Raw genomic sequence first — 24689 nt, 5'->3', positions numbered from 1 at the left:
GGTGAGGGTCAGGTGGTGGTGGCGGATGTGCGGTGGGATCGGTTCGTGCCGTCGTTCACGGCGTTGCGTCCGTCTCGGCTGTTCACCGACATCCCCGAAGCACAGCCCGCGCAGGGCGAGGAGGCGCCGAAGAGCGAGGACCGCGGCGCGGCGTCGGCGCTGCGCGAGCGCCTGGCCGCCGCCTCCGGGCCGGAGCGCGACCGCATCCTGCTCGACCTGGTCCGCGGCACCGCCGCGGCGGTGCTGGGCCACGCCACGCCGAGCGGGATCAGGCCCGCCCGCGGCTTCCTCGAACTGGGCTTCGACTCGCTCACCGCCGTCGAGCTGCGCAACCGGCTGACCGCCGCGACGGGCATCGGGCTGCCCGCCACCCTCGTCTTCGACCACCCGACGCCGGCCGCGCTCGCCGGTCACCTGCGGGCCGAGCTGGTGCCCGAGCAGCCGGCGTTGCCGATCGCGGCGGAGATCGAGCGCCTCGACAAGCTCCTCGGCGGGCTGCCGGGCGACCAGGTCGACGACGCCGTCATCGGCCGGCTGGAGGATCTGGTGGCCAGGTGGCGGGGACGACCCGCCGCCACGCCGGCGCCGGCCGCCGGGGAGGAGTTGGAGTCGGCGAGCCGGGAGGAGCTCTTCGACATCATCCAGCGGGAGTTCGGCAAGTCCTGAACGGACGGTCGGCGCCTCTCGACGCGTACGCCGTGAGCTGGCCGGCGGCGGCCAGGCCCACGGTCGCCTAGGGGTGCGCGGCGCCCGTCTAGGGGTGTGCCTGTGCGGGCCCGGCTCCGTAGGGTCAAAGCCCGTCAGGCCGTCTCGCCCTGCCCACCGGCAGCCGAGCGGTACGGATGTGGGTGCGTGCGGTACCCCGGATGGACGGGAGGTCCGCATGGCCGGATCCGGCCTGCCTCAGTTGCTCGCCATCAGTGACCTGCACGTGGTCCACGCGGAGAACAAGGCCATCGTGGAACGGCTGCGGCCGGAGCGCGACGGCGACTGGCTCATCGTCGCCGGCGACGTCGGCGAGTTCGTCGCCGACATCGAGTGGGCGCTGGGACTGCTCAGCCGCCGGTTCGCCAAGGTGATCTGGGCTCCCGGCAACCACGAGCTCTGGACCCCCCGCGAGGACCCGATCCAGCTGCGGGGAGACGCGCGCTACCAGCACCTGGTGGAGCTGTGCCGCGGGCTCGGGGTGGTGACTCCGGAGGACCCGTACCCCGTCTGGGACCCGCAGGGAGACGACCCGGTCCTGATCGCCCCGCTGTTCGTGCTCTACGACTACACCTTCCGGCCGGCCGGGACGTACACCCGGGAGCAGGCCCTGGCGCGGGCGCACGAGGTCGGCGTGGTCTGCACCGACGAGATCCTGCTGCATCCGGACCCGTACCCGACGCGCGACGCCTGGTGCCGGGCGCGGCTGGCCCTGACCGAGCGCCGGCTCACCGCGGAACGCGGTGGGCTGCCCACCGTCCTGGTCAACCACTTCCCGCTCGTCCGCGAACCCACCCGGATCCTGCGGTACCCGGAGTTCGCGCAGTGGTGCGGCACCGAGGCCACCGCCGACTGGCACGTCCGGTTCGACGCCCGCGTCGCCGTCTACGGCCACCTGCACATCCCGCGCACCACCTGGTACGACGGGGTCCGGTTCGAAGAGGTCTCGGTGGGCTACCCACGGGAGTGGCGTCGCCGCTCGACGCCTCCGGGGCGGCTGCGCCGCATCCTGCCGGCGGTCGCCGGACAGCCCGCCTGAGTGGTCCTCGCGACGCTGGTCACCGCTGCCTCGGGGGCCCGCCGCGACGGCCCGAGCGGGCCGGTCGATCAGGGGTTCTCTAGGGGTTGGGCGCGTGATGGGCGCTCAGTACCGTCCAGTCACGGTGGCGGGCATGTGTCGGCGGGACGGCCCGGCGTGGCGGGCTCCTGAGCAGGCACGACAACCGGAATCGGGAACAGGTGTCGGGATCGTGAGCCGAGCGGCCATGTCTCCACCCACCTGTGCACGAAGCCGGTCCGTCGGTGGTGGTGTGGTCAACGAATCGGCAGATTCCGATCGATAGCAAGCTCTGGGCGGGTGGGTCATGGCGGACGAAGACAAGCTCCTCGAACACCTGAAGTGGGTGACCTCCGAGCTCCGCCTGGCGCGCCGTCGCCTGACCGAGCTGGAGAACGAGGACGCCGAGCCGATCGCGATCGTCGGCATGGCCTGCCGCTTCCCCGGCGGGGTCACCTCGCCGGAGGACCTCTGGGACCTGGTCGCGGGCGGCGTGGACGCCACCGGCACGTTCCCCGACGACCGGGGCTGGGACCTCGACGGGCTCTACGACCCCGACCCGGACCACCCCGGCACCACCTACAGCAACCGGGGCGGCTTCCTGCGCGACGCCGGCCTGTTCGACCCGACCCTGTTCGGCATCTCGCCGCGCGAGGCGCTGGCCATGGACCCGCAGCAGCGGCTCCTGCTCGAGGTGACCTGGGAGGTCTTCGAACGGGCCGGCATCGACGCCGCGTCGGTGCGGGGCAGCCGTACCGGGGTGTTCGTCGGCACCGCGGGGCAGGACTACACGTCGGTCCTTCGGCAACTGCCCGAGGGCACGGAGGGCTACGTCCTCACCGGCACCGCCGCGAGCGTCATGTCCGGCCGGCTGGCGTACTCCTTCGGGCTGGAGGGCCCGGCCGTCACGATCGACACCGCCTGCTCCTCGTCGCTGGTCGCCCTGCACCTCGCCGGTCAGGCCCTGCGCGACGGCGAGTGCTCCCTCGCCGTGGCCGGCGGCGTGACCGTGCTGGCCACGCCCGGCGCCTTCGTCGAGTTCTCCCGCCAGCGGGGGCTCGCCTCCGACGGCCGGTGCAAGGCGTTCTCCGCCGACGCCGACGGGACCGGCTGGTCCGAGGGTGTCGCCATGCTGCTCGTCGAGAAGCTCTCCGACGCCCGGCGCAACGGTCACCCCGTCCTGGCGGTGATCCGGGGCAGCGCCGTTAACCAGGACGGCGCCAGCAGCGGCCTGACCGCTCCCAACGGTCCCTCGCAGCAGCGGGTCATCCGGCAGGCGCTGGAGAACGCCCGGCTCAGCCCGTCCGACGTGGACGTGGTCGAGGCGCACGGCACGGGTACCCGGCTCGGTGACCCGATCGAGGCGCAGGCGCTGCTCGCCACGTACGGTCAGGGACGCTCCGCCGAACGGCCGCTGTGGCTGGGTTCGCTGAAGTCGAACATCGGCCACCCGCAGGCCGCCGCCGGCGCCGGCGGCGTCATCAAGATGGTGATGGCGATGCGGCACGGCGTGCTGCCGCCCACCCTGCACGTGGCCCGGCCGTCCCCGCACGTCGACTGGTCGACCGGCGCCGTGTCCCTGCTGGACGAGGCCCGCCCGTGGACGGGCGGCGACCACGTCCGCCGGGCCGCCGTGTCGTCCTTCGGCATGAGCGGCACGAACGCCCACCTGATCCTGGAGCAGGCCCCGGCCCCCGACGCGGCTGCCGACGAGGCCGCCCCGTCCCGCCGTCCCGTCGTCGCGCCGGTGCTGCTCTCCGCCGCGCAGCCGGCCGCGTTGTCCGCGCAGGCCGAGCGGCTGGCCCGTTGGCTGGGCGACGACGGGGAGCCGCGCCCGCTCGACGTGGCGTGGTCGTCGGTGGTGTCCCGGTCGACGCTCGACCGGCGCGCGGTGGTGCTCGCCGAGGACCGCGCGGGCCTGCTGGCGGGCCTGGAGTCCCTGGCGGCGGGAGCGCCGTCGGGCACGGTGGTCACGGGCCAGGCCGGGGACCGGGGTCCGCTGGCGGTGATCTTCTCCGGCCAGGGCGCGCAGCGCGCCGGCATGGGTCGGGAGCTGTACGCCGAGTTCCCCGTCTTCGCCGCCGCCCTCGACGAGGCGTGCGGGCACCTGGACCGGGTGCTGCCGCGCCCGCTGCGGGAGGTGCTGTTCGCGCCGGAGGGTTCCGCCGAGGCGGAGCTGCTCGACCAGACCGCGTTCACCCAGGCCGGGCTGTTCGCCGTCGAGGTGGCGCTGTTCCGGCTGATCGAGTCGTTCGGCGTGGTGCCGGACTTCGTGGGCGGGCACTCGATCGGCGAGATCGCCGCCGCGCACGTGGCCGGGGTGCTGTCCCTCCAGGACGCCTGCCTGCTGGTGGCGGCACGGGGCCGGTTGATGCAGGCGCTGCCGGAGGGCGGCGGCATGCTCGCCGTGGCCGCCGACGAGGCGGCGGTGGTCGAGTCGCTCGCCGGGCTGGCCGACCGGGTCGGCGTCGCGGCGGTGAACGGCCCGACCTCGGTCGTGGTCTCCGGCGCCGTCGACGCGCTCGACGAGGTGGAGCGGACCTGGCGGGAGCGGGGTGTGCGTACCCGCCGGTTGACCGTCAGCCACGCGTTCCACAGCCCGCTGATGGAGCCGGTGCTGGAGCGCTTCCGCGGCATCGTCGAGCGGTTGACCTTCGCCGCGCCCGCGCTGCCGATCGTGTCGAACCTGACCGGGGCGCTCGCCGACGCCGAGGAGATCCGCACCGCCGACTACTGGGTGCGGCACGTGCGCGAGGCGGTGCGTTACGCCGACGGGATCGCGGCCCTGCGCGACGCCGGGGTCGACACGTTCCTGGAGGTCGGTCCGCAGAGCGTGCTGACCGCGATGACGGCGGACGTCCTGCCCGACGACGACGTGCTGACCGTCGCCGCCCAGCGCCGGGACCGGCCGCAGGCGCAGGCGCTCCTGGCGGCGCTGGCCGAGCTGCACGTGCACGGGGTCCCGGTGACCTGGCAGGAGTGGTTCGCCGACACCGGGGCGCGCCGGGTGGACCTGCCCACGTACGCCTTCCAGCGGGAGCGGTTCTGGCCCGAGGTGGTGCCGTGGCGGGTGGGCGACGTGTCGGGCGCCGGCCTGGGCGTGGCGGGGCACCCGCTGCTCGGTGCGGCGGTGCGCCTCGCCGGCGACGACGAGGTGGTGCTGACCGGCCGGCTGTCGACGTCGACGCACCCGTGGCTGGCGGACCACGTGGTCGGCGGTGCCGTGGTGGTGCCGGGCACCGCGCTGGTCGAGCTGGCGGTGCGCGCCGGCGACGAGGTGGGCGCGTCGCGCGTACGGGAGCTGACCGTGGCGGCGCCGCTGGTGCTGCCGGAGTCCGGCGCGGTACGCGTGCAGGTGCGCGTCGGCGCGGCCGACGACTCCGCCGTCCGCTCGGTGTCGGTGTACTCCCAGCCCGAGGACGACGGCGACGGCGAGTGGGTGCGGCACGCCGACGGTGCGCTCGAACCGGTGTCGGCCGACGAGCCGGGCGTCGGCGCGTGGCCGCCGGTGGGCGCGACCGAGGTGGACCTGACCGGCTGGTATCCGAAGCTGGCGGAGCACGGCCTGTCGTACGGGCCGGTGTTCCAGGGCGTGCGGCGGGCCTGGACGGCCGACGGTGCGGCGTTCGCCGAGGTGGCGTTGCCGGACGGGGCGGCCGGGGACGCGAGCGCGTTCGGGGTGCACCCGGCGCTGCTGGACGCCGCGCTGCACCCGGTGGCGCTGCTGCTGGCGTCGGAGGCGGCGGGCGGGCCGCGCGTGCCGTTCGCGTTCGAGGGTGTGCAGGTGCACGCCTCGGGGGCGAGGACGCTGCGGGTGCGCCTGACCCGGGACGGCTCCGGGGTGCGGCTGGTCGCCTGCGACGGCTCGGGCGCGCCGGTGGTGTCGGTGGACTCCCTGGTGCTGCGGGAGATGACCGGTACGGCGACCCGGGGCGCCGCCGCCCGGTCGCTGTTCGAGGTGGCCTGGCGGGCCGAGGAAATCGCTGGCGTCGACGACGTTGCGGGGTGGGCCGCGCTGGGCCGGCCGGCGTCGGCCGCGCTGCCGGAGCTGCCGGTCTTCGCGGACGTGGCGGCGCTGGCGGCGGGCGGGGCCACGGCCCGGCGGGTGCTGCTGACGGTGCCCGCCGGCGATCCCGGCGTCGCCGTGCCGGAGGCCGTGCGGGCGGTCACCAACGATGTGCTGGAGGTGCTGCGGTCCTGGCTCGCCGCCGAGCCGCTGGCGGACACGAAGCTCGTGGTGGTGACCCGGGGCGCCGTGGCAGCCGGGGACGACGACCGGGTCACCGACCTGGCTGCCGCCGCGGTCTGGGGCCTGCTGCGCTCGGCGCAGTCGGAGCACCCGGGCCGGATCGTCCTCGCCGACGTCGACGGCGGGCTGACCCCCGCGACCCTCGCCGTGCTGGCCGGCGCGGCGGCCGACCCGTCGGTCTCCGGCGGCCAGCTCGCGGTGCGGGGCGAGCGGACCCTCGTGCCGAGGCTGGTGCGGCCGGTGGGCGACGAGCTGACCCCGCCGCCCGGGCCGTGGCACCTCGCCCCCGTCACGCCCGGCACCCTGGACGGAATCGGGCCGGTCCGTGCCGTGCCCGGGCCGCTGGAGGCGGGGCAGGTGCGCATCGCCGTGCGCGCGGCCGGGGTGAACTTCCGGGACGTGCTGATCGGCCTGGGGATGTACCCGGATCCCGCGGCGGTGATGGGCAGCGAGGGCGCGGGCGTGGTGGTCGAGGTCGGCCCCGGCGTGACCGACCTGGCGCCCGGCGACCGGGTGATGGGCATGTTCGAGCTCGGGTTCAGCCCGCAGGCGGTCGCCCACCGGGAGCGCATCGCCAGGATGCCCGCCGGCTGGTCCTTCACCCAGGCGGCGTCCGTCCCCCTGGTCTTCCTGACCGCGTACTACGCGCTGCGTGACCTGGCCGGGCTGCGGGCCGGTGAGTCGGTGCTCATCCACAACGGCGCGGGCGGCGTCGGCATGGCCGCCATCCAGCTCGCCCACCACCTCGGCGCCACCGTCCACGCGACGGCGAGCCCCGGCAAGTGGGGCGTGCTGCGGGGCCTGGGGGTGGCCGAGGAGCGCATCGCGTCGTCGCGGACCACCGAGTTCGAGCAGGTCTTCGGCGCGGCCACCGGCGGCGCCGGGGTGGACGTGGTGCTCGACGCGCTGGCCGGCGAGTTCGTCGACGCGTCGCTGCGGCTGCTGCCGCGCGGCGGCCGGTTCGTGGAGATGGGCAAGGCCGACCTGCGCGACCCGGAGGCGGTCACCGCCGAACACCCGGGCGTGGCCTACCGCGCGTTCGACCTGAACGAGGCGGGCAGCACCCGGATCGGCGAGATGCTCGCCGAGGTCCTCGCCCTGTTCGCGCAGGGCGCGCTGCGGCCGCTGCCCGTACGGGCGTGGGACGTGCGTCAGGCCCGGCAGGCGCTGCGGCACGTCAGCCAGGCCCGCCACGTCGGCAAGGTGGTGCTGCGCGTCCCCGCGCCCGTGGACCCCGAGGGCACCGTGCTCCTCACCGGCGCGGCCGGGACCCTGGCCGGCGTGCTCGCGCGGCACCTCGTCGCCACCGGCCAGGCGCGGCACCTGCTGCTGGCCTCCCGCCGCGCACCCGGCCGCGACGGTGCCGACGACTACGCCACCCTGGTCCGGGAACTGACCGACGCGGGCGCCACCGTCACCGCCGTGACGGTCGACGTCGGCGACCCCGCGCAGGTCACCGAGCTGGTCGCCGGGATCGACCCGGCGCACCCGTTGACCGCCGTCGTCCACACCGCCGGGGTGATCGCCGACGCGACCATCGGCTCGCTGGACGAGTCCGCCCTGCGTACGGTGATGGCGCCGAAGGTGGACGCCGGCTGGGCGCTGCACGAGGCGACCCGGCACCTGGACCTGTCGGCGTTCGTGCTGTTCTCCTCGGTGGCGGCCACCCTCGGCTCCCCGGGGCAGGGCAACTACGCCGCCGCCAACGCGTTCCTCGACGCCCTCGCGCAGCACCGCCGGCAGCAGGGGCTGCCCGCCACCAGCGTCGCCTGGGGCATGTGGGCCACCGACAGCACGATGACCGCACACCTCGACGGCGACGACCAGCAGCGGCTGCGGCGGGTCGGGATGAGCCGGCTCTCCCCGGCCGAGGGCGCCGAACTCTTCGACGCCGCCCTGCCGGCGGTCCAACCGGTCGTCGTCGCGGCCCGGCTCCAGGTCACCGGCGAGGCGAGCCACGTACCGCCGCTGATGCGGCACCTGCTGCGCGGCGGCGGCCGACGCCGCACCGCCACCGACCAGCCGACCGCCGGGACGTCGTGGCGGGACCGCCTCGGCGGCCTCTCCGAGGCGGACGCCCGGCAGGCGCTGGTGGACCTCGTCTGCGGACAGGCCGCCACGGTGCTGGGTCACGCCTCGGCGCAGGCGGTCCCCGCCGCCCGGGCCTTCAAGGACCTGGGGTTCGACTCGCTGACCTCGGTGGAGCTGCGCAACCGGCTGGGCGCCGCGACCGGGCTGCGGCTCTCCGCCACGCTGGCCTTCGACCACCCCACCCCGGCCCGGCTGGCCGAGCACCTGTTCGCGCAGCTCGGCCCGTCCACCGGCGCCGGCACCACGGTCCGTACCGTCGTGACGGCCGACGCCGACGAACCGATCGCCATCATCGGCATGGCCTGCCGCTACCCCGGCGGCGTCGCCACCCCCGAGCAGCTGTGGCAGCTCGTCACCTCCGGGTCCGACGCGATCGGCGGGTTCCCCACCGACCGCGGCTGGGACCTCGACCGGCTGTACGGCACGGACGGCGACCAGGCCGGCGGCACCGTCACCGACCAGGGCGGCTTCCTCTACGACGCGGCCGACTTCGACGCCGGCTTCTTCAACATCAGCCCCCGCGAGGCCCTCGCCATGGACCCGCAGCAGCGGCTGCTGCTGGAGACCGCCTGGGAGAGCTTCGAGTACGCCCGCATCGACCCCACCGCGCTCGGCGGCACCGCCACCGGTGTCTTCATCGGCGCGGCCTCCTCCGGCTACGCCACCAGCGGACGCGACGACCTCGACGGCCTCGAGGGGCACCTGCTGACCGGAACGGCGGGCAGCGTCGCCTCCGGGCGGGTCGCCTACACGTTCGGCCTCGAAGGCCCGGCGGTCACCGTCGACACCGCCTGCTCCTCGTCCCTGGTGGCGCTGCACCTCGCCGCCCAGGCGCTGCGCGGCGGCGAGTGCGACATGGCCCTGGCCGGCGGGGTGGCGCTGATGGCGCAGCCCGGCATGTTCTCCGAGTTCTCCCGGCAGGGCGGCCTGGCCCCGGACGGGCGGTGCAAGGCGTTCGCCGCCGGCGCCGACGGCACCGGCTGGTCCGAGGGCGTCGGAATGCTGCTGGTGGAGCGCCTGTCCGACGCCCGGCGCAACGGGCACCGGGTGCTGGCCGTGCTGCGCGGCTCCGCCGTCAACCAGGACGGCGCGTCCAACGGGCTGACCGCCCCGAACGGCCCGTCGCAGCAGCGGGTGATCCGGCAGGCGCTGGAGAACGCGCGGCTGACGCCGGCCGACGTGGACGCCGTCGAGGCGCACGGCACCGGCACCGTCCTCGGCGACCCGATCGAGGCGCAGGCGGTGCTGGCCACCTACGGGCAGGACCGCGCCGCCGCCGAGCCGCTCTGGCTCGGCTCGATCAAGTCGAACATCGGCCACTCCCAGGCCGCGGCCGGGGTGGCCGGCGTGATCAAGATGGTGCTGGCGATGCGGCACGGCGTGCTGCCGCCCACCCTGCACGTGGACGAGCCCTCGCCCCACGTCGACTGGAGCGCCGGGGCGGTCGCCCTGCTCACCGAGGCCCGGCCGTGGCCGGCGGTGGAGCGGCCGCGCCGGGCCGCCGTGTCGTCGTTCGGCATCAGCGGCACCAACGCGCACACCATCATCGAGCAGGCGCCCGACGAGGCGACCCCGGCGGCGCCCCCGCCGGCCGGGGACCTTCCCGGCCTGGTCGGGCCCGCCGCCGTGCCCCTGCCGGTGTCCGGCAGGAGCCCCCGCGCGCTCCGGGCGCAGGCCGCCCGCCTCGGCGAGCTGCTCGCCGGCGACGCCGCGGCGGAGCCGCTCGACCTCGGGTTCTCCCTGGCCACCCAGCGGGCCCACCACCCGTACCGCGCGGTCGTCGTGGCCGCCGACCGCGACGACGCGGTCACCCGGCTGGCCGCCCTCGCCTCCGCCGACAGCTCGCCGGCCGGCGTGGACGCCGCGCCGAAGGTCGTCTTCGTCTTCCCCGGCCAGGGCTCCCAGTGGCAGGGGATGGCGCTGGACCTGCTGGAGACCTCGCCGGTCTTCCGGCAGCGGATGGCGGAGTGCGCCGAGGAACTGTCCCGGCTGGTCGACTGGTCCCTCGAGGACGTGCTCCGGGAGGCGCCCGGCGCGCCGCCCCTGGACCGGGTGGACGTGGTCCAGCCCGCGCTCTTCTCCGTCATGGTGTCCCTCGCGCAGCTCTGGCGCTCGTGCGGCGTCGAACCGGCCGCCGTCGTCGGGCACTCGCAGGGTGAGATCGCCGCGGCCTGCGCGGCCGGCGCGCTGACCCTCGCCGACGCGGTGCGGCTCGTCGTGGCGCGCAGCCGTGGACTGCTGGCCATCTCGGGTCGGGGCGGCATGGTCTCCGTCCCGCTGCCGGCCGCCGACACCGAGCAGTTGATCGCGCAGTGGCGGGGCACCCTCTCCGTGGCCGCCCTCAACGGCGCCGCCGCGACCGTGGTCTCCGGTGACGCGGCGTCGGTCGCCGAACTGCTCGCGCACTGCGCCGAGCGGGACATCCGGGCCCGCGCGATCGCCGTCGACTACGCCTCACACTGCGGCCACGTCGACGCCGTACGCGACGACCTGGTGGCCGCGCTCGGCACGGTCGACTCCCGCTCGACCGGGGTGGCGTTCCACTCGACGGTCACCGGCGAGCCGATCGACACCGCCGAGCTCGACGCGGGCTACTGGTACCGCAACCTGCGGGAACCGGTCCGGCTCGCGCCGGTGCTGGACCAGCTGATCGACCAGGGCTTCCGGGTCTTCGTCGAGGTCAGCCCGCACCCCGTGCTGAAGGTGGTGGTCCAGGACGCGCTGGAGAAGGCCACCGGCGCCGTCGACGCGGGCGTCGTGGTCGGTTCGCTGCGCCGCGACGAGAACGGGCCGCACCAGATGCTGACCGGTCTCGGTGACCTGCACGTCGCCGGGGTGCCCGTCGACTGGGCGGCGGTGTTCGCCGGCTCCGGCGCCGCCGGCGTCGACCTGCCGACGTACGCCTTCCAGCGGGAGCGGTTCTGGCCGGCGGTGGACCACTCCGCCGGCGGCGACGTGTCGGGCGCGGGCCTGGGGGCGGCGGGACATCCGCTGCTCGGCGCGGCGGTACGCCTCGCCGGTGACGACGAGGTGGTGCTGACCGGCCGGCTGTCGGTGTCGACGCACCCGTGGCTGGCCGACCACGTGGTCGGCGGTGCGGTGCTGGCGCCGGGCACCGCGCTGGTGGAGTTGGTGGTGCGCGCCGGCGACGAGATGGGTGCCTCGCGGGTACGCGAGTTGACGGTGGCGGCGCCGCTGGTGCTGCCCGCCTCCGGTGCCGTCCGCGTGCAGGTACGCGTCGGCGCGGCCGACAGCTCCGGCGTCCGGTCGGTGGCGGTCCACTCGCAGCCCGACGGCGACGCGGAGGCCGAGTGGACGCGGCACGCCGACGGTGTGCTGGAGCCTGCCGCCGACGAGCCGGAGGTGGGCGCCTGGCCGCCCGTCGGGGTGCCCGAGGTGGACCTCGCCGGCTGGTATCCGGCGCTGGCGGAGCGGGGCCTGACCTACGGTCCGTCGTTCCAGGGGCTACGCCGGCTGTGGGCCGCCGGCGACCACGCGTACGCCGAGGTGGCGTTGCCGGACGAGGCGATCGCCGACACCGACCGGTTCGCCGTGCATCCGGCGCTGCTGGACGCCGCGCTGCACCCCGTGGGGCTGCTGCTGGCGGACCGCTCCGGTGGGCCGCGGGTGCCCTTCGCCTTCGAGGGCGTGCAGGTGCACGCCTCCGGGGCCCGGGTGCTGCGGGTGCGGTTGACCCGGACGGGTTCCCGGGTGCGGCTGGTGGCCGGCGACGAGTCGGGCGCGCCCGTGGTGTCGGTGGACGCGCTCGCGTTGCGGGAGATGACCGCCTCCGCCGGCCAGGACCCCACCGAGCGGGCGCTGTTCGAGGTGACGTGGCAGCCCGAGCGGGTCACGCCGGCGCGCGACGTCACCGGCTGGATGCTGCTCGGCGACACCGAGGTGCCGGCGGACCTGTCCACGCCGGTGTTCCCGACTGTCGACGACCTCGTCACGGCGATCTCCGGCGGAGTGGTCGAGGCGCCCCGCGCGCTGGTGCTTCCGGTCCGGGCGGACACGCCGGATGCCGGGCTGCCCGACCTGGTGGGCACGGTCACCGCCCAGGTGCTGGACGTGCTGCGGTCCTGGCTGGACGCCGAGGCCCTGGCCGACACGAAGCTGGTGGTGGTGACCCGCGGCGCGGTGCTCGCCGTACCGGCCGACGCGCTGCGGGACCTGACCGGCGCGACGGTCTGGGGCCTGCTGCGCTCGGCGCAGTCGGAGCACCCGGGACGGATCGTCCTCGCCGACGTCGAGGGCGCGCTCACCCCGGCGGTCCTCGCGGTGCTGGCCGCGGTGGCCGAGGACCCGTCGGCCACCGGCGGCCAGGTGGCCGTACGCGGCGACGAGGTGCGCACCCCGCGCCTGGGCCGGCCCGCCGGTCCGGCCGCCGAGGAACTCGTCGCGCCGGCCGGGCTGTGGCAGGTCGGGGCGGTGAGCCCCGGCACCCTCGACGGGATCGGCATGGTGCCCGCCACGCCCGTCGCCCTGGACGCCGGCCAGGTGCGCATCGCGGTGCGCGCGGCCGGCGTGAACTTCCGCGACGTGCTGATCGGCCTGGGCATGTACCCGGATCCGGCGGCCGTGATGGGCAGCGAGGGTGCGGGTGTCGTGGTCGAGGTCGGCCCCGGCGTGACCGACCTGGCGCCCGGTGACCGGGTGCTCGGCATGTTCGAGCCGGCCTTCGCCCCCGAGGTGGTCGCCGCCCGCGACCTCGTCGCGAAGATCCCCGACGGCTGGTCCTTCGCGCAGGCCGCGTCGGTGCCGGTGGTGTTCCTGACCGCGTACTACGCGCTGCGTGACCTGGCCGGGCTGCGGGCCGGTGAGTCGGTGCTGATCCACAACGGCGCCGGTGGCGTCGGGATGGCCGCCATTCAGCTCGCCCGGCACTGGGGCGCGACGGTGTACGCCACCGCCAGCCCCGGCAAGTGGGGTGTGCTGCGTGGCCTCGGGGTGGCCGGGGAGCGGATCGCGTCGTCGCGGACCACGGAGTTCGAGCAGACCTTCGGCGTGGCCACCGGCGGCGCGGGGGTCGACGTGGTGCTCGACGCGTTGGCCGGCGAGTTCGTCGACGCGTCGCTGCGGCTGCTGCCGCGCGGTGGCCGGTTCGTGGAGATGGGCAAGGCCGACGTCCGCGACCCGGAGACGGTCGCCGCCGACCACCCGGGCGTCACCTACCGCGCGTTCGACCTCAACGAGGCCGGACACCCGCGGATCGGCGAGATGCTCACCGAGATCCTCGCCCTGTTCGCGCAGGGCGCGCTGCGCCCGCTGCCCGTACGGGCGTGGGACGTGCGTCAGGCCCGGCAGGCGCTGCGGCACATCAGCCAGGCCCGCCACATCGGCAAGGTCGTCCTGCGGGTGCCCGCGCCCGCCGACCCCGACGGCACCGTGCTGCTCACCGGCGCGGGAGGCGCCCTCGCCCGGGTGTTCGCCCGGCACCTGGTCGCCACCGGTCAGACGCGGCACCTGCTGCTGGCCTCGCGCCGTGGCCCCGAGCAGTACCAGGACCTGGTCGATGAGCTCACCCAGGCCGGTGCCCGGGTCACCGTCGGCACCGCCGACGTGACCGACCCCCGGCAGGTGACCCGGCTGCTGGAACTGGTGGACCCGGCGCACCCGCTGACGGCGGTCGTGCACACCGCCGGGGCGATCGCCGACGCGACCATCGGCTCGCTGGACGAGTCCGCCCTGCGTACGGTGATGGCGCCGAAGGTGGACGCCGGGTGGGCGTTGCACGAGGCGACCGCGCACCTGGACCTGTCGGCGTTCGTGCTGTTCTCCTCGGTGGCGGCCACCCTCGGTTCGCCGGGGCAGGGCAACTACGCGGCGGCCAACGCGTTCCTCGACGCCCTCGCGCAGCACCGCCGGCAGCAGGGGCTGCCCGCCACCAGCCTCGCCTGGGGACTGTGGGCCACCAGCAGCGCCATGACCGCGCACCTGCACGGCAACGACCACCGCAAGGCGATCCGCGCCACCAGCGCCCCGCTGACCGACCAGCAGGGCGTCGCGCTCTTCGAGGCGGCACGACAGCGCGGCGGCGCCCACCTCGTACTCATGAACCTGCCGCCGGCGACGGCGCGCCCGGCCGGCGGCACCGTGCCCAGCCTGCTGCGTGACCTGGTCCGCGCCTCCGCTCCGGCCCGCCGCGCGGTGGGTCGGGGCCCGGCCGACACCGCGTCGGTGCGGGACCGCCTGGCGATGCTCAGCCCGGCCGAGCGGCGCAACCACCTGCTCGACCTGGTGGCCGCGAACGTCGCCAGCGTGCTCGGGCACCGCTCCGCGGAGAACGTCGACCCCCACCGCGCCTTCAAGGAGTTGGGCTTCGACTCGCTCACCTCGGTCGAACTGCGCAACCGGCTCTCCGCCGCGACCGGGCTGCGGCTGCCCGCGACCGTGGCGTTCGACCACCCGGCCCCCGCGGTGCTCGCCGACTTCCTCGACCGGGAACTGGGCGGCGGATCGGACGCCGCCCGGCCGGCCGTGGTCGGCACGGCCGCCGCGCTCGACGAGCCGATCGCCATCATCGGCATGGCTTGCCGCTTCCCCGGAGACGTGCAGACCCCCGAGCAGCTCTGGCAGGTGGTCACCGACGGCGCCGACGTCATCTCGCCGTTCCCCACCGACCGGGGCTGGGACCTGGACGACCTGCGGGCCAGCGGCGAGGACGACACGTCCGTACCCCGCCAGGGCGGCTTCCTGCACGACGCCGCCCAGTTCGACGCCGCCTTCTTCGGGATCTCGCCCCGGGAGGCGCTGGCCATGGACCCGCAGCAGCGGTTGCTGCTGGAGACGTCCTGGGAGGCCTTCGAACGGGCGGGGATCGACCCGCACTCGGCGCGGGGCAGCAGCACCGGCGTCTACGTCGGGCTCATCTACCACGACTACGCCTCCCAGGCCGCCGGAACCACCGACGAGGTGGACGGCTACGTCGGCAACGGCAGCGCGGGAAGCGTCGCCTCGGGACGCATCTCGTACCTGTTCGGCCTCGAAGGTCCGGCGGTCACCGTCGACACCGCCTGCTCGTCGTCGCTGGTCGCGCTGCACCTGGCCACCCAGGCGCTGCGACAGGACGAGTGCCGGCTCGCGCTCGCCGGCGGGGTGAGCGTGATGTCCACCCCCGGCATGCTGACCGAGTTCTCCCGGCAGCGCGGCCTGTCGCCCGACGGTCGGTGCAAGGCCTTCGGCGCGGGCGCCGACGGCACCGGCTTCGCCGAGGGCGTCGGCATGCTCCTGCTGGAGCGCCTCTCCGACGCGCAGCGCAACGGCCACCGCGTCCTCGCCGTCGTGCGGGGCAGCGCGGTGAACCAGGACGGGGCCAGCAGCGGCCTGACCGCGCCGAACGGTCCCGCGCAGCAGCGGGTCATCCGGCAGGCGCTGGCGAACGCCCGGCTGACCCCGGGCGACGTCGACGCCGTCGAGGCGCACGGCACGGGCACCGCGCTGGGCGACCCGATCGAGGCACAGGCCCTCCTGGCCACGTACGGGCAGGACCGGCCGCAGGACCGGCCGCTGTGGCTCGGTTCGATCAAGTCGAACATCGGTCACGCCCAGGCGGCGGCGGGCGTCGCCGGGGTGATCAAGATGGTGTTGGCGATGCGGCACGGTGTGCTGCCGCCGACCCTGCACGCGGACGAGCCGTCGCCGCACATCGACTGGACCGCCGGCTCGGTGGCCCTGCTCACCGGCGCCCGGTCGTGGCCGGCCGTCGACCGGCCGCGCCGGGCCGCGGTGTCGTCGTTCGGCATCAGCGGCACCAACGCGCACACGATCATCGAACAGGCGCCGGAGTTCGTCCCGCCGCCCGCCGGGCCGCCCGCGGCGTCCCCCGTCGACCTCGTCGCCTGCGTTCTCTCGGCCCGCGACGACGCCGCCCTGCGCGAGCAGGCCCGCCGGCTGCGGGGCCTGCTGGACGACGAACCGGACCTGACGCTCGCCGACGTCGCCCACGCGCTCGCCACCCGCCGCACGGCCTTCGAACACCGCGTGGTGCTGCTGGCCCGGGAGCGCGACGACCTGCTCACCGCCCTCGACGCGGTCGCTGAGGGGCAGCCCTCGGCCGCCGTCGTCCACGGCGTGGCCCGCGGCGGACGCACCGCGATCCTCTTCTCCGGCCAGGGCGCCCAGCGTCCCGGCATGGGACGCGAGCTGTACGCCGCCCATCCGGTCTTCGCCGCCGCCCTCGACGAGGTGTGCGGGCACCTGGACCAGCACCTGCCCCGTCCGCTGCGCGAGGTGCTGTTCGCCGAGGCGGGCACGCCGGAGGCGGAGCTGCTGGACCAGACCGTCTTCACCCAGGCCGGGCTGTTCGCCGTCGAGGTGGCCCTGTTCCGGCTGGTCGAGTCGTTCGGCGTCCGGGCGGACCTGGTGGCCGGGCACTCGATCGGCGAGGTGGCCGCCGCCCACGTCGCCGGGCTGTTCAGTCTCGCCGACGCCTGCGCGCTCGTCGGGGCCCGTGGCCGGCTCATGCAGGCCCTGCCGCAGGGCGGCGGGATGCTCGCGGTCGGCACCGACGAGCAGGCCGTCGTGGAGTCGTTGGCCGGGCTCACCGACCGGCTCGGCGTCGCGGCGGTGAACGCCCCGACCGCCGTGGTGGTCTCCGGCGAGGTCGGAGCCCTCGACGAGGTGGAGCGGACCTGGCAGGACCGGGGCGTACGCACCCGCCGGCTGAACGTCAGCCACGCCTTCCACAGCCCGCTGATGGAGCCGATGCTGCGCGAGTTCCGGCAGGTGCTCGACACCCTGACGTTCCGCTGGCCGACCCTGCCGATCGTGTCGAACCTGACGGGGGAGATCGCCGACCCCGACGAGATCGGCACCCCCGACTACTGGGTCCGGCACGTCCGCGAGACCGTCCGGTTCGCCGACGGGGTCGCCAGCCTGCGTACGCGCAACGTCCGGGTCTTCCTCGAGCTGGGCCCCGACGCGGTGCTCGCCGGCATGGTGCGCGGCTGCCTGCCCGACGACGGCGACACGCTCCCGGCGGCCGTCGTGGCGAGCCTGCGCCCGGGCCGCCCGGAACCTGTGTCGCTGATGAACGCGCTGGCGGAGCTGCACGTGCACGGCGTGCCGGTCACCTGGACCGACCTCCTGACCGGCACCGCGACCCGCCCGGTGGACCTGCCGACGTACCCGTTCCAGCGGCAGCGGTTCTGGCCGGCGCTGGGGCGGCTGCGGGCCGGTGACGTCAGCGGCGCCGGCCTCGGTGTGGCGGGCCACGGCCTGCTCGGCGCGGCGGTGGACCTCGCCGGCGACGACGAGGTGGTGCTGACCGGCCGGCTGTCGCTGGCCACCCACCCCTGGCTGGCCGACCACGTGATCTCCGGCGTGCCGCTGGTCCCTGGTACGGCGCTGGTGGAGCTGGCCGTGCGCGCGGGCGACGAGGCGGGCCTGTCCCGGCTGCGTGACCTGGCGGTGCTGACGCCGCTGGTGCTCCCCGACGCGGGCGCCGTGCGGATCCAGGTCCGGGTGTCGGCGGGCGACCCGTCGCAGCGTCCCGTCGCCGTCTACTCGCGCCCCGACGACGACCCCGAGGCGGGCTGGCTCCAGCACGCCGAGGGTGTGCTGGAGCCGGCGACGGCGGACGAGCCGAGGACGGGCACCTGGCCGCCGGCCGGCGCGACCGAGGTCGACCTGGCGGGCTGGTACCCGGCGCTCGTCGCGCGCGGCCTGGCGTACGGGCCGGTGTTCCAGGGCCTGCGACGTGCCTGGGTGGGCGACGGCGAGGTGTACGCCGAGGTGGTCCTGCCGGACGACGCGGTGGCGGGCATCGACCGCTTCGGGGTGCACCCGGCGCTGCTGGACGCGGCCCTGCACCCGGTCGCTCTGCTGCTGGGCGAGGAGCCGGGCGGGCCACGGGTTCCGTTCGCGTTCGAGGGTGTGCAGGTGCACGCCTCGGGTGCCAGGGTGCTGCGGGTCCGGTTGTCCCGCAGCGGTTCCGGGGTTCGCCTGGTGGCGTGCGACGAGGTGGGTGCGCCGGTGGTGTCGGTGGACTCCCTCGTCCTGCGCGAACTGGCTGGCACGGCCACCCCGGGCGTGGCGTCCCGGTCGATGTTCGAGGTGGTCTGGCAGGCGGAGGAGACCGAACCGGTCGACGACGTGTCGGGTTGGGCGGTGCTGGGCGGTCCGGCCCTGCCCGGCGTTCCCGGCGGTCCCTCCGCCGAGACGATCAGGCAGCTGCTGGCCGCGATCGACACCGGCACCACGCCGCCGCGCCGGCTGCTGTTCACGCCGACCGGGCCGGACGCCGGCGACGTCGATGCGGCGCAGCGGGCCCGGGCCATGACGTCGGACGTGCTGGGCCTCGTGCAGGCGTGGCTGGCCGCCGACGTCCTGGCGGACTCGAAGCTGGTGGTGGTCACCCGACGTGCCGTGTCCGTCGGCGACGAGGACCAGGTGACGGATCCGGCCGCGGCGGCGGTGTGGGGTCTGCTGCGCTCCGCGCAGTCCGAGCACCCGGGCCGCATCGTCCTGGCCGACGTGGACCGTGGCGTGAACCCGAGCGTGCTGGGCACCCTGACCCGCTACGCCGCGGACCCGACCGGCGGCCAGGTGGCCGTCCGTGGCGGCGGGGTCTTCGTGCCGCGTCTGGTGCGCGCGGTGGTGCCGGCGTCGGCGCAGGCGCCGGCCGTGGGTGACGGCGTGGTGCTGGTGACCGGTGGTACGGGCGCGCTCGGGGCGCTGGTCGCGGAGCACCTGGTGTCGGTGCACGGCGTGCGCTCGCTCGTGCTCGTGTCGCGGCGCGGCCCGGAGGCCGAGGGTGCCGGCGAGCTGACCGGGCGGTTGACCGCGCTGGGCGCCGACGTGCGAATCGTCGCCTGTGACGTGACGGACCGGGACCAGGTGTTCGGCCTGGTGGCGGAGATCGGTGCCGAGGGCCGCCTGGCGGGTGTGGTGCACACGGCCGGTGTCCTGGACGACGGTGTCGTGGAGGGGTTGACCGCCGAGCGTCTGGCGGGGGTGTTGGCGCCGAAGGTGTCGGCGGGTTGGTTCCTGCACGAGGCGACGGCGTCCCTCGCGGTGGATCTGGACCTGTTCGTGGTGTTCTCCTCGGTGGCGGGGGTGCTGGGCTCGCCGGGTCAGTCGGCGTACGCGGCGGCCAACGCGTTCCTGGACGGGCTGGCGGTGTGGCGGCGGCGGTCGGGTCTGCCCGCGGTCAGTCTGGCGTGGGGAATGTGGGACACCGCTGGTATGGCCGCGTCGATCGGTGGAGTCGAGCGGGCCCGCTCGGCGCGCGCCGGCCTCCGGGGCATGAACGCCCGGACCGGTCTGGAGTTGTTCGACGCCGCCCTGGGCGCCGACCGGGCGGCCCTGGTGCCGGCCGTGATCGACGTGCCCGCGCTGCGCTCGGCGGCCTCCGGCGGGACGGTGCCGCCCATGCTGCGGGTCCTCATCGGCACGGCGAACACCCGCCGCCAGGCGGGCAAGGGCGGAGACGGCTGGGCCGACCGGCTCGCCAGGCTCAGCGAGGAGAACGGCCTCACCCAGGTGGACCAGCTGGTGCGGGGCCTCGTCGCGCAGGTGCTCGGGCACGGCAGCGCCGAGGCGGTGCCGGCCGACCGGGCGTTCCGGGAGCTGGGCTTCGACTCGCTGACCGCCGTCGAGCTGCGCAACCGGGTCAACGGCGCGACCGGCCTGCGGCTGGCCTCCACCCTGGTGTTCGACTACCCGACCCCGCAGGCCCTGACCGCCCACGTGTACGCGGAACTGGTCGGCGAACGGCTCGCCGCCGTCGTCTCCGACGAGCCGGCCGCCGGCGACGCCGACGAGCCGATCGCGATCGTGGGCATGGCGTGCCGCTACCCCGGCGGCGTCCAGTCTCCCGACCAGCTGTGGAAGCTGGTCAGCACCGGCGGGGAGGGCGTCGGCGAGTTCCCGGCCGACCGGGGCTGGGACCTCGACACGCTCTTCCACCCCGATCCGGACCACCCCGGGACGTCGTACACCCGGCACGGCGGTTTCCTGTACGACGCCGGCGCGTTCGATCCCGCGTTCTTCGGCATCTCGCCCCGCGAGGCCCTCGCCATGGACCCGCAGCAGCGGTTGCTGCTGGAGGCGTCGTGGGAGACGTTCGAGTCCGCCGGGCTGGACCCGTCGCGGTTGCGGGGCAGCCGGACCGGCGTCTTCGCCGGCGTGATGTACCACGACTACGCGACGCGGCTCATGGAGCTGGCCGGCGAGGTCGAGGGCTACGTCGGCACCGGCAACTCGGGCAGCGTGCTATCGGGTCGGGTGGCGTACACGTTCGGCCTGGAGGGGCCGGCGGTCAGCGTCGACACGGCGTGCTCGTCGAGCCTCGTGGCGCTGCACCTGGCCGTGCAGGCGTTGCGGTCGGGTGAGTGCGATCTGGCGTTGGCCGGTGGTGTGACGGTGATGGCGACGCCGGGGACGTTCATCGAGTTCTCCCGTCAGCGGGGGCTGTCGTCCGACGGTCGGTGCAGGTCGTTCGCCGCGTCGGCGGACGGCACGGGCTGGTCCGAGGGCGTCGGCGTGCTCCTCGTGCAGCGCCTGTCGGACGCTCAGCGCGAGGGCCGGCGCATCTACGCGGTCGTCCGGGGCACGGCCGTCAACCAGGACGGCGCGTCGAACGGCCTGACCGCGCCGAACGGCCCGTCGCAGCAGCGGGTCATCCGCCAGGCGCTGGCGAACGCCCGCCTGACCCCGGCCGACGTGGACGCGGTGGAGGCGCACGGGACGGGCACGACGCTGGGTGACCCGATCGAGGCGCAGGCTCTGCTGGCCACGTACGGGCAGGAGCGTCCGCAGGATCGGCCGTTGCTGTTGGGGTCGGTGAAGTCGAACATCGGGCACACCCAGGCCGCCGCCGGTGTGGCCGGTGTGATCAAGATGGTGCTGGCGATGCGGCACGGCGTCGTCCCGTCGACGCTGCACGTGGACGAGCCGTCGCCGCACGTGGACTGGTCGGCCGGGGCGGTCGCTCTCACCACCGAGGCGACGCCGTGGCCGGCCGTGGATCGGCCGCGTCGGGCGGCGGTGTCGTCGTTCGGGATCTCCGGCACGAACGCGCACGTGATCATCGAGCAGCCGCCGGCCGAACTGGTCGAGGGCGAGATCGTCGCCGGGAACGTACCGCCGCTGGTGCCGGTGCTGCTGTCGGCCCGCGACGGCGCGTCGCTGGCTGCGCAGGCGGGCCGCTGGGCGAGCTGGCTGGCGGCCGACGGCGGCGTACGTCCGCTGGACGTGGCGTGGTCGAGCGTGGTGTCCCGGTCGGTGCTGGAACATCGTGCGGTGGTGGCCGGGACGGGCCGCGACGAGCTGCTGGCGGGCCTGGCGGCGTTGGCGGCGGGCGAGCCGTCCGGCGGGGTCTTCGCGGGGCCGGGTGGGCCCCGGGGCCAGCTGGCGCTGGTGTTCTCGGGCCAGGGCGCGCAGCGCGCCGGCATGGGCCGGGAGCTGTCCGAGGCGTTCCCGGTGTTCGCGGCCGCCCTGGACGAGGTGTGCGGACACCTCGACCCGTTGCTGCCTGGTGCGCTGCGGGAGGTGCTGTTCGCCGAGGCGGGTACGGAAGAGGCGGAACTGCTGGACCAGACGGTGTTCACGCAGGCCGGGCTCTTCGCCGTCGAGGTGGCGCTGTTCCGGCTGGTGGAGTCGTTCGGCATCGTGCCCGACATGGTCGCCGGCCACTCGATCGGCGAGGTGACGGCGGCGTACGTGGCCGGGGTGCTGTCCCTGGCCGACGCGTGCGCCCTCGTGGCCGCGCGGGGCCGGTTGATGCAGGCGCTGCCGGCCGGCGGCGGGATGCTGGCCGTGGCCGCCGCCGAGGAGGCGGTGACGGAGTCGATCGCCGGCCTGGCCGACCGGGTCGGTGTCGCGGCGGTGAACGGGCCGACGTCGATCGTCGTTTCCGGCGCGGTGGAGGCCCTCGACGAGATCGAGCGCGACTGGCGGGACCGGGGCGCGCGTACCCGCCGGCTCGCCGTGAGCCACGCGTTCCACAGCCCACTGATGGAGCCGATGCTCGCCGAGTTCCGGGCGGTCCTGGACGGGTTGACGTTCGCCGCGCCGGCGCTGCCGGTGGTGTCGAACGTGACCGGTGCACTGGCCGACGCCGACGAGATCCGCACGGCCGACTACTGGGTGCGCCACGTCCGGGAGGCCGTCCGCTACGCCGACGGGGTGACCGCCCTGCGGGCCGCCGGGGTGGACACCTTCCTGGAGATCGGCCCGCAGAGCGTGCTGACCGCGATGGCGGCGGACATCCTGCCGGACGACGACGTCCTGTCGGTCGCCGTCCAGCGTCGGGACCGCTCGCAGGCCCAGGCGCTGCTCGGCGCGCTGGCGGAACTGCACGTGCACGGCGTGCCGGTGACCTGGCAGGAGTGGTTCACCGACAGCGGGCCGCGGCGGGTCGACCTGCCGACGTACACCTTCCAGCACCAGCGCTACTGGCCTGAGCCGGCGAGCAGGCCGCGTACGAGGGTGACCGACAGCGGCGACGCCGACTTCTGGGCCGCCGTCGAGCAGGGCGACCTGAGCGCCCTCGCCGCGCAGTTCGGCGACGACGGCGCCGCCCTGGACGCCCTCACCCCGGCCCTGCCGGTCCTGTCGACCTGGCACCGGGCGCGTACGCGGCGGGCGGTCGTGGACGCGTGGTCGTACCGGGTCGGGTGGAAGCGGACCGACATCACCGCCGAGCCGGCGCGGCCCGGCGTGTGGCTGCTCGTGACGGCGGAGGACGACCTGACGGACGGCACCCGCGCGGAGGCGGTCACCAAGGCCCTCGCCGAGGTCGGCGCCGACGTGGTCCGGCTGACCGTCGACCCGGTCGGCACCGACCGGGCGGAACTCGCCCGCCGGCTGGCCGACGCGCTGGCCGACGGGCCCGTCACCGGCGTGCTGTCCCTGCTCGGCCTCCGCGACCAGCCGCACCCCGCCCACCCGGCCGTACCGGTCGGGACGGCCGCCGCGCTGCTGCTGCTCCAGGCCCTGCACGACACCGGGACGACGACCCGGCTGTGGTGCCTGACCCAGGGCGCGGTCAGCACCGGCGACGGGGACCCGGTGCACGGCGTCGCCCAGAGCGGGCTCTGGGGCCTGGGGCTCGTGGCGGGCCTGGAACACCCCCAGCTGTGGGGCGGACTGGTGGACCTGCCCGACCAGGTCGACGCGACGGCGTGGGACCGGCTGGCGCGGGTGGTGACCGGTTCCGGCGACGAGGACCAGCTGGCCGTACGCCCCTCGGGGGTGTTCGTCCGTCGCCTGGTCCGGTCGGCACCCGCCGCCCCCGACACGGCGGAGCGGTGGCGGCCCTCCGGCACGGTGCTGGTCACCGGCGGCACCGGCGCCCTGGGCGCCCACGTCGCCCGCTGGGCGGCGGCCAACGGCGCGGCGCACGTCGTGCTGACCAGCCGCCGCGGCGAGCGCGCCCCGGGCGCGGTGGAGCTGCGCGAGGAGCTGACCGCACAGGGCGTACGGGCGTCGGTCGTCGCCTGCGACGTGGCCGACCGCGACCAGGTGGCGGCACTGCTGGGCCGGCTGGACGAGGACCCCGCGCCGTTGACGGCCGTGGTCCACGCGGCGGGCGCCGGCGAGCCCGGCCTGATCGCCGACACCGACCTGGCCGCGTTCGCCGGCGTGCTCGACGGCAAGGTCGCCGGCGCGCTGCACCTGGACGCGCTGCTCGGCGACCGGCCGCTGGACGCCTTCGTGCTGTTCGCCTCCATCGCCGGGGTGTGGGGCAGCGGCGGGCAGTCCGCGTACGCCGCCGGCAACGCCTTCCTGGACGCGCTGGCGGAGCAGCGTCGCGGGCGGGGCCTGCCGGCGACGTCCGTGGCCTGGGGGCCGTGGGCCGACGGCGGCATGGCCACCGGCGAGGCCCAGCAGCTGCTGGCCCGGCGCGGCCTGACCGCGATGGCGCCGGCCGACGCCGTGCACGCCATGCGGTACGCCGTGGGCCTGCCCCGGGCGGCGCTGACCGTGGTGGACGTCGACTGGGCGGTCTTCGCCCCGGCGTACGCCTCGGCCCGCCCCCGGCCGCTGCTCGACGACATCGCCGAGGCCCGCGAGGCGCTGCACGCCCAGCCCGGGGAGCAGCAGCCCGGCGGGGCCGTCGACGCCCTGCGGGAGCACCTGCTCACGCTGCCCCGGCCCGAGCGGGTCCGGCACCTGGTCGACCTCGTCCGTACCCACGCCTCCGCCGTGCTCGGGCACTCGGGCACGGACCGGGTCAAGCCGCAGCGCGCCTTCAAGGAGCTCGGGTTCGACTCGCTGACGGCGGTCGAGCTGCGCAACCGGCTGACCGGGGCCACCGGCCTGTCGCTGCCGGCGACCCTCGTCTTCGACTACCCGAACCCGGCCGTGCTCGCCGAGAACCTGCTCGACGGCCTGCTGCCCGAGGGGGCACAGGCGGACGACGGCGACCCGGCGGAGGTGGCCGTCCGGCAGGCGCTCGCGGCGATCCCGCTGACCCGCCTGCGGGAGGCCGGGCTGCTGGACCTGCTGCTCAACCTCGCCGACGCCGACGGCGGCGACGGTGACGAGTCCACCGACGAGGCCCTGGACCTCGACGACCTCGACACCGACGCCCTCGTCAGGCTGGCGCTTGACGGAACCGATTCCTGACCGTTGTCCCCA

The 24689-nt window shown here is 75.7% G+C and carries 3 protein-coding genes; all 3 read left to right on the top strand.

The features are described 5' to 3' along the window. Positions 1-666: phosphopantetheine-binding protein (locus tag ACLQ22_RS22290; protein ID WP_425694020.1), on the top strand; the 666-nt coding region annotated here is incomplete at its 5' end. Between the two features lie 217 nt (positions 667-883). Further along, positions 884-1744, top strand: coding sequence for a metallophosphoesterase family protein (locus tag ACLQ22_RS22285; RefSeq protein ID WP_425694019.1), 861 nt, complete (start codon positions 884-886; stop codon positions 1742-1744). A 325-nt stretch (positions 1745-2069) separates the two neighbouring features. Beyond that, positions 2070-24677: a type I polyketide synthase gene (locus ACLQ22_RS22280; RefSeq protein WP_425694018.1), complete on the top strand. Its 22608-nt coding sequence runs from the start codon at positions 2070-2072 to the stop codon at positions 24675-24677. Positions 24678-24689: the final 12 nt, after the last annotated feature.

Origin of the sequence: Micromonospora sp. DT178, from assembly GCF_049841695.1 — a bacterium.
Taxonomy (GTDB): Bacteria; Actinomycetota; Actinomycetes; order Mycobacteriales; family Micromonosporaceae; genus Micromonospora.
This window is presented reverse-complemented; position numbering and strand designations above follow the sequence as displayed.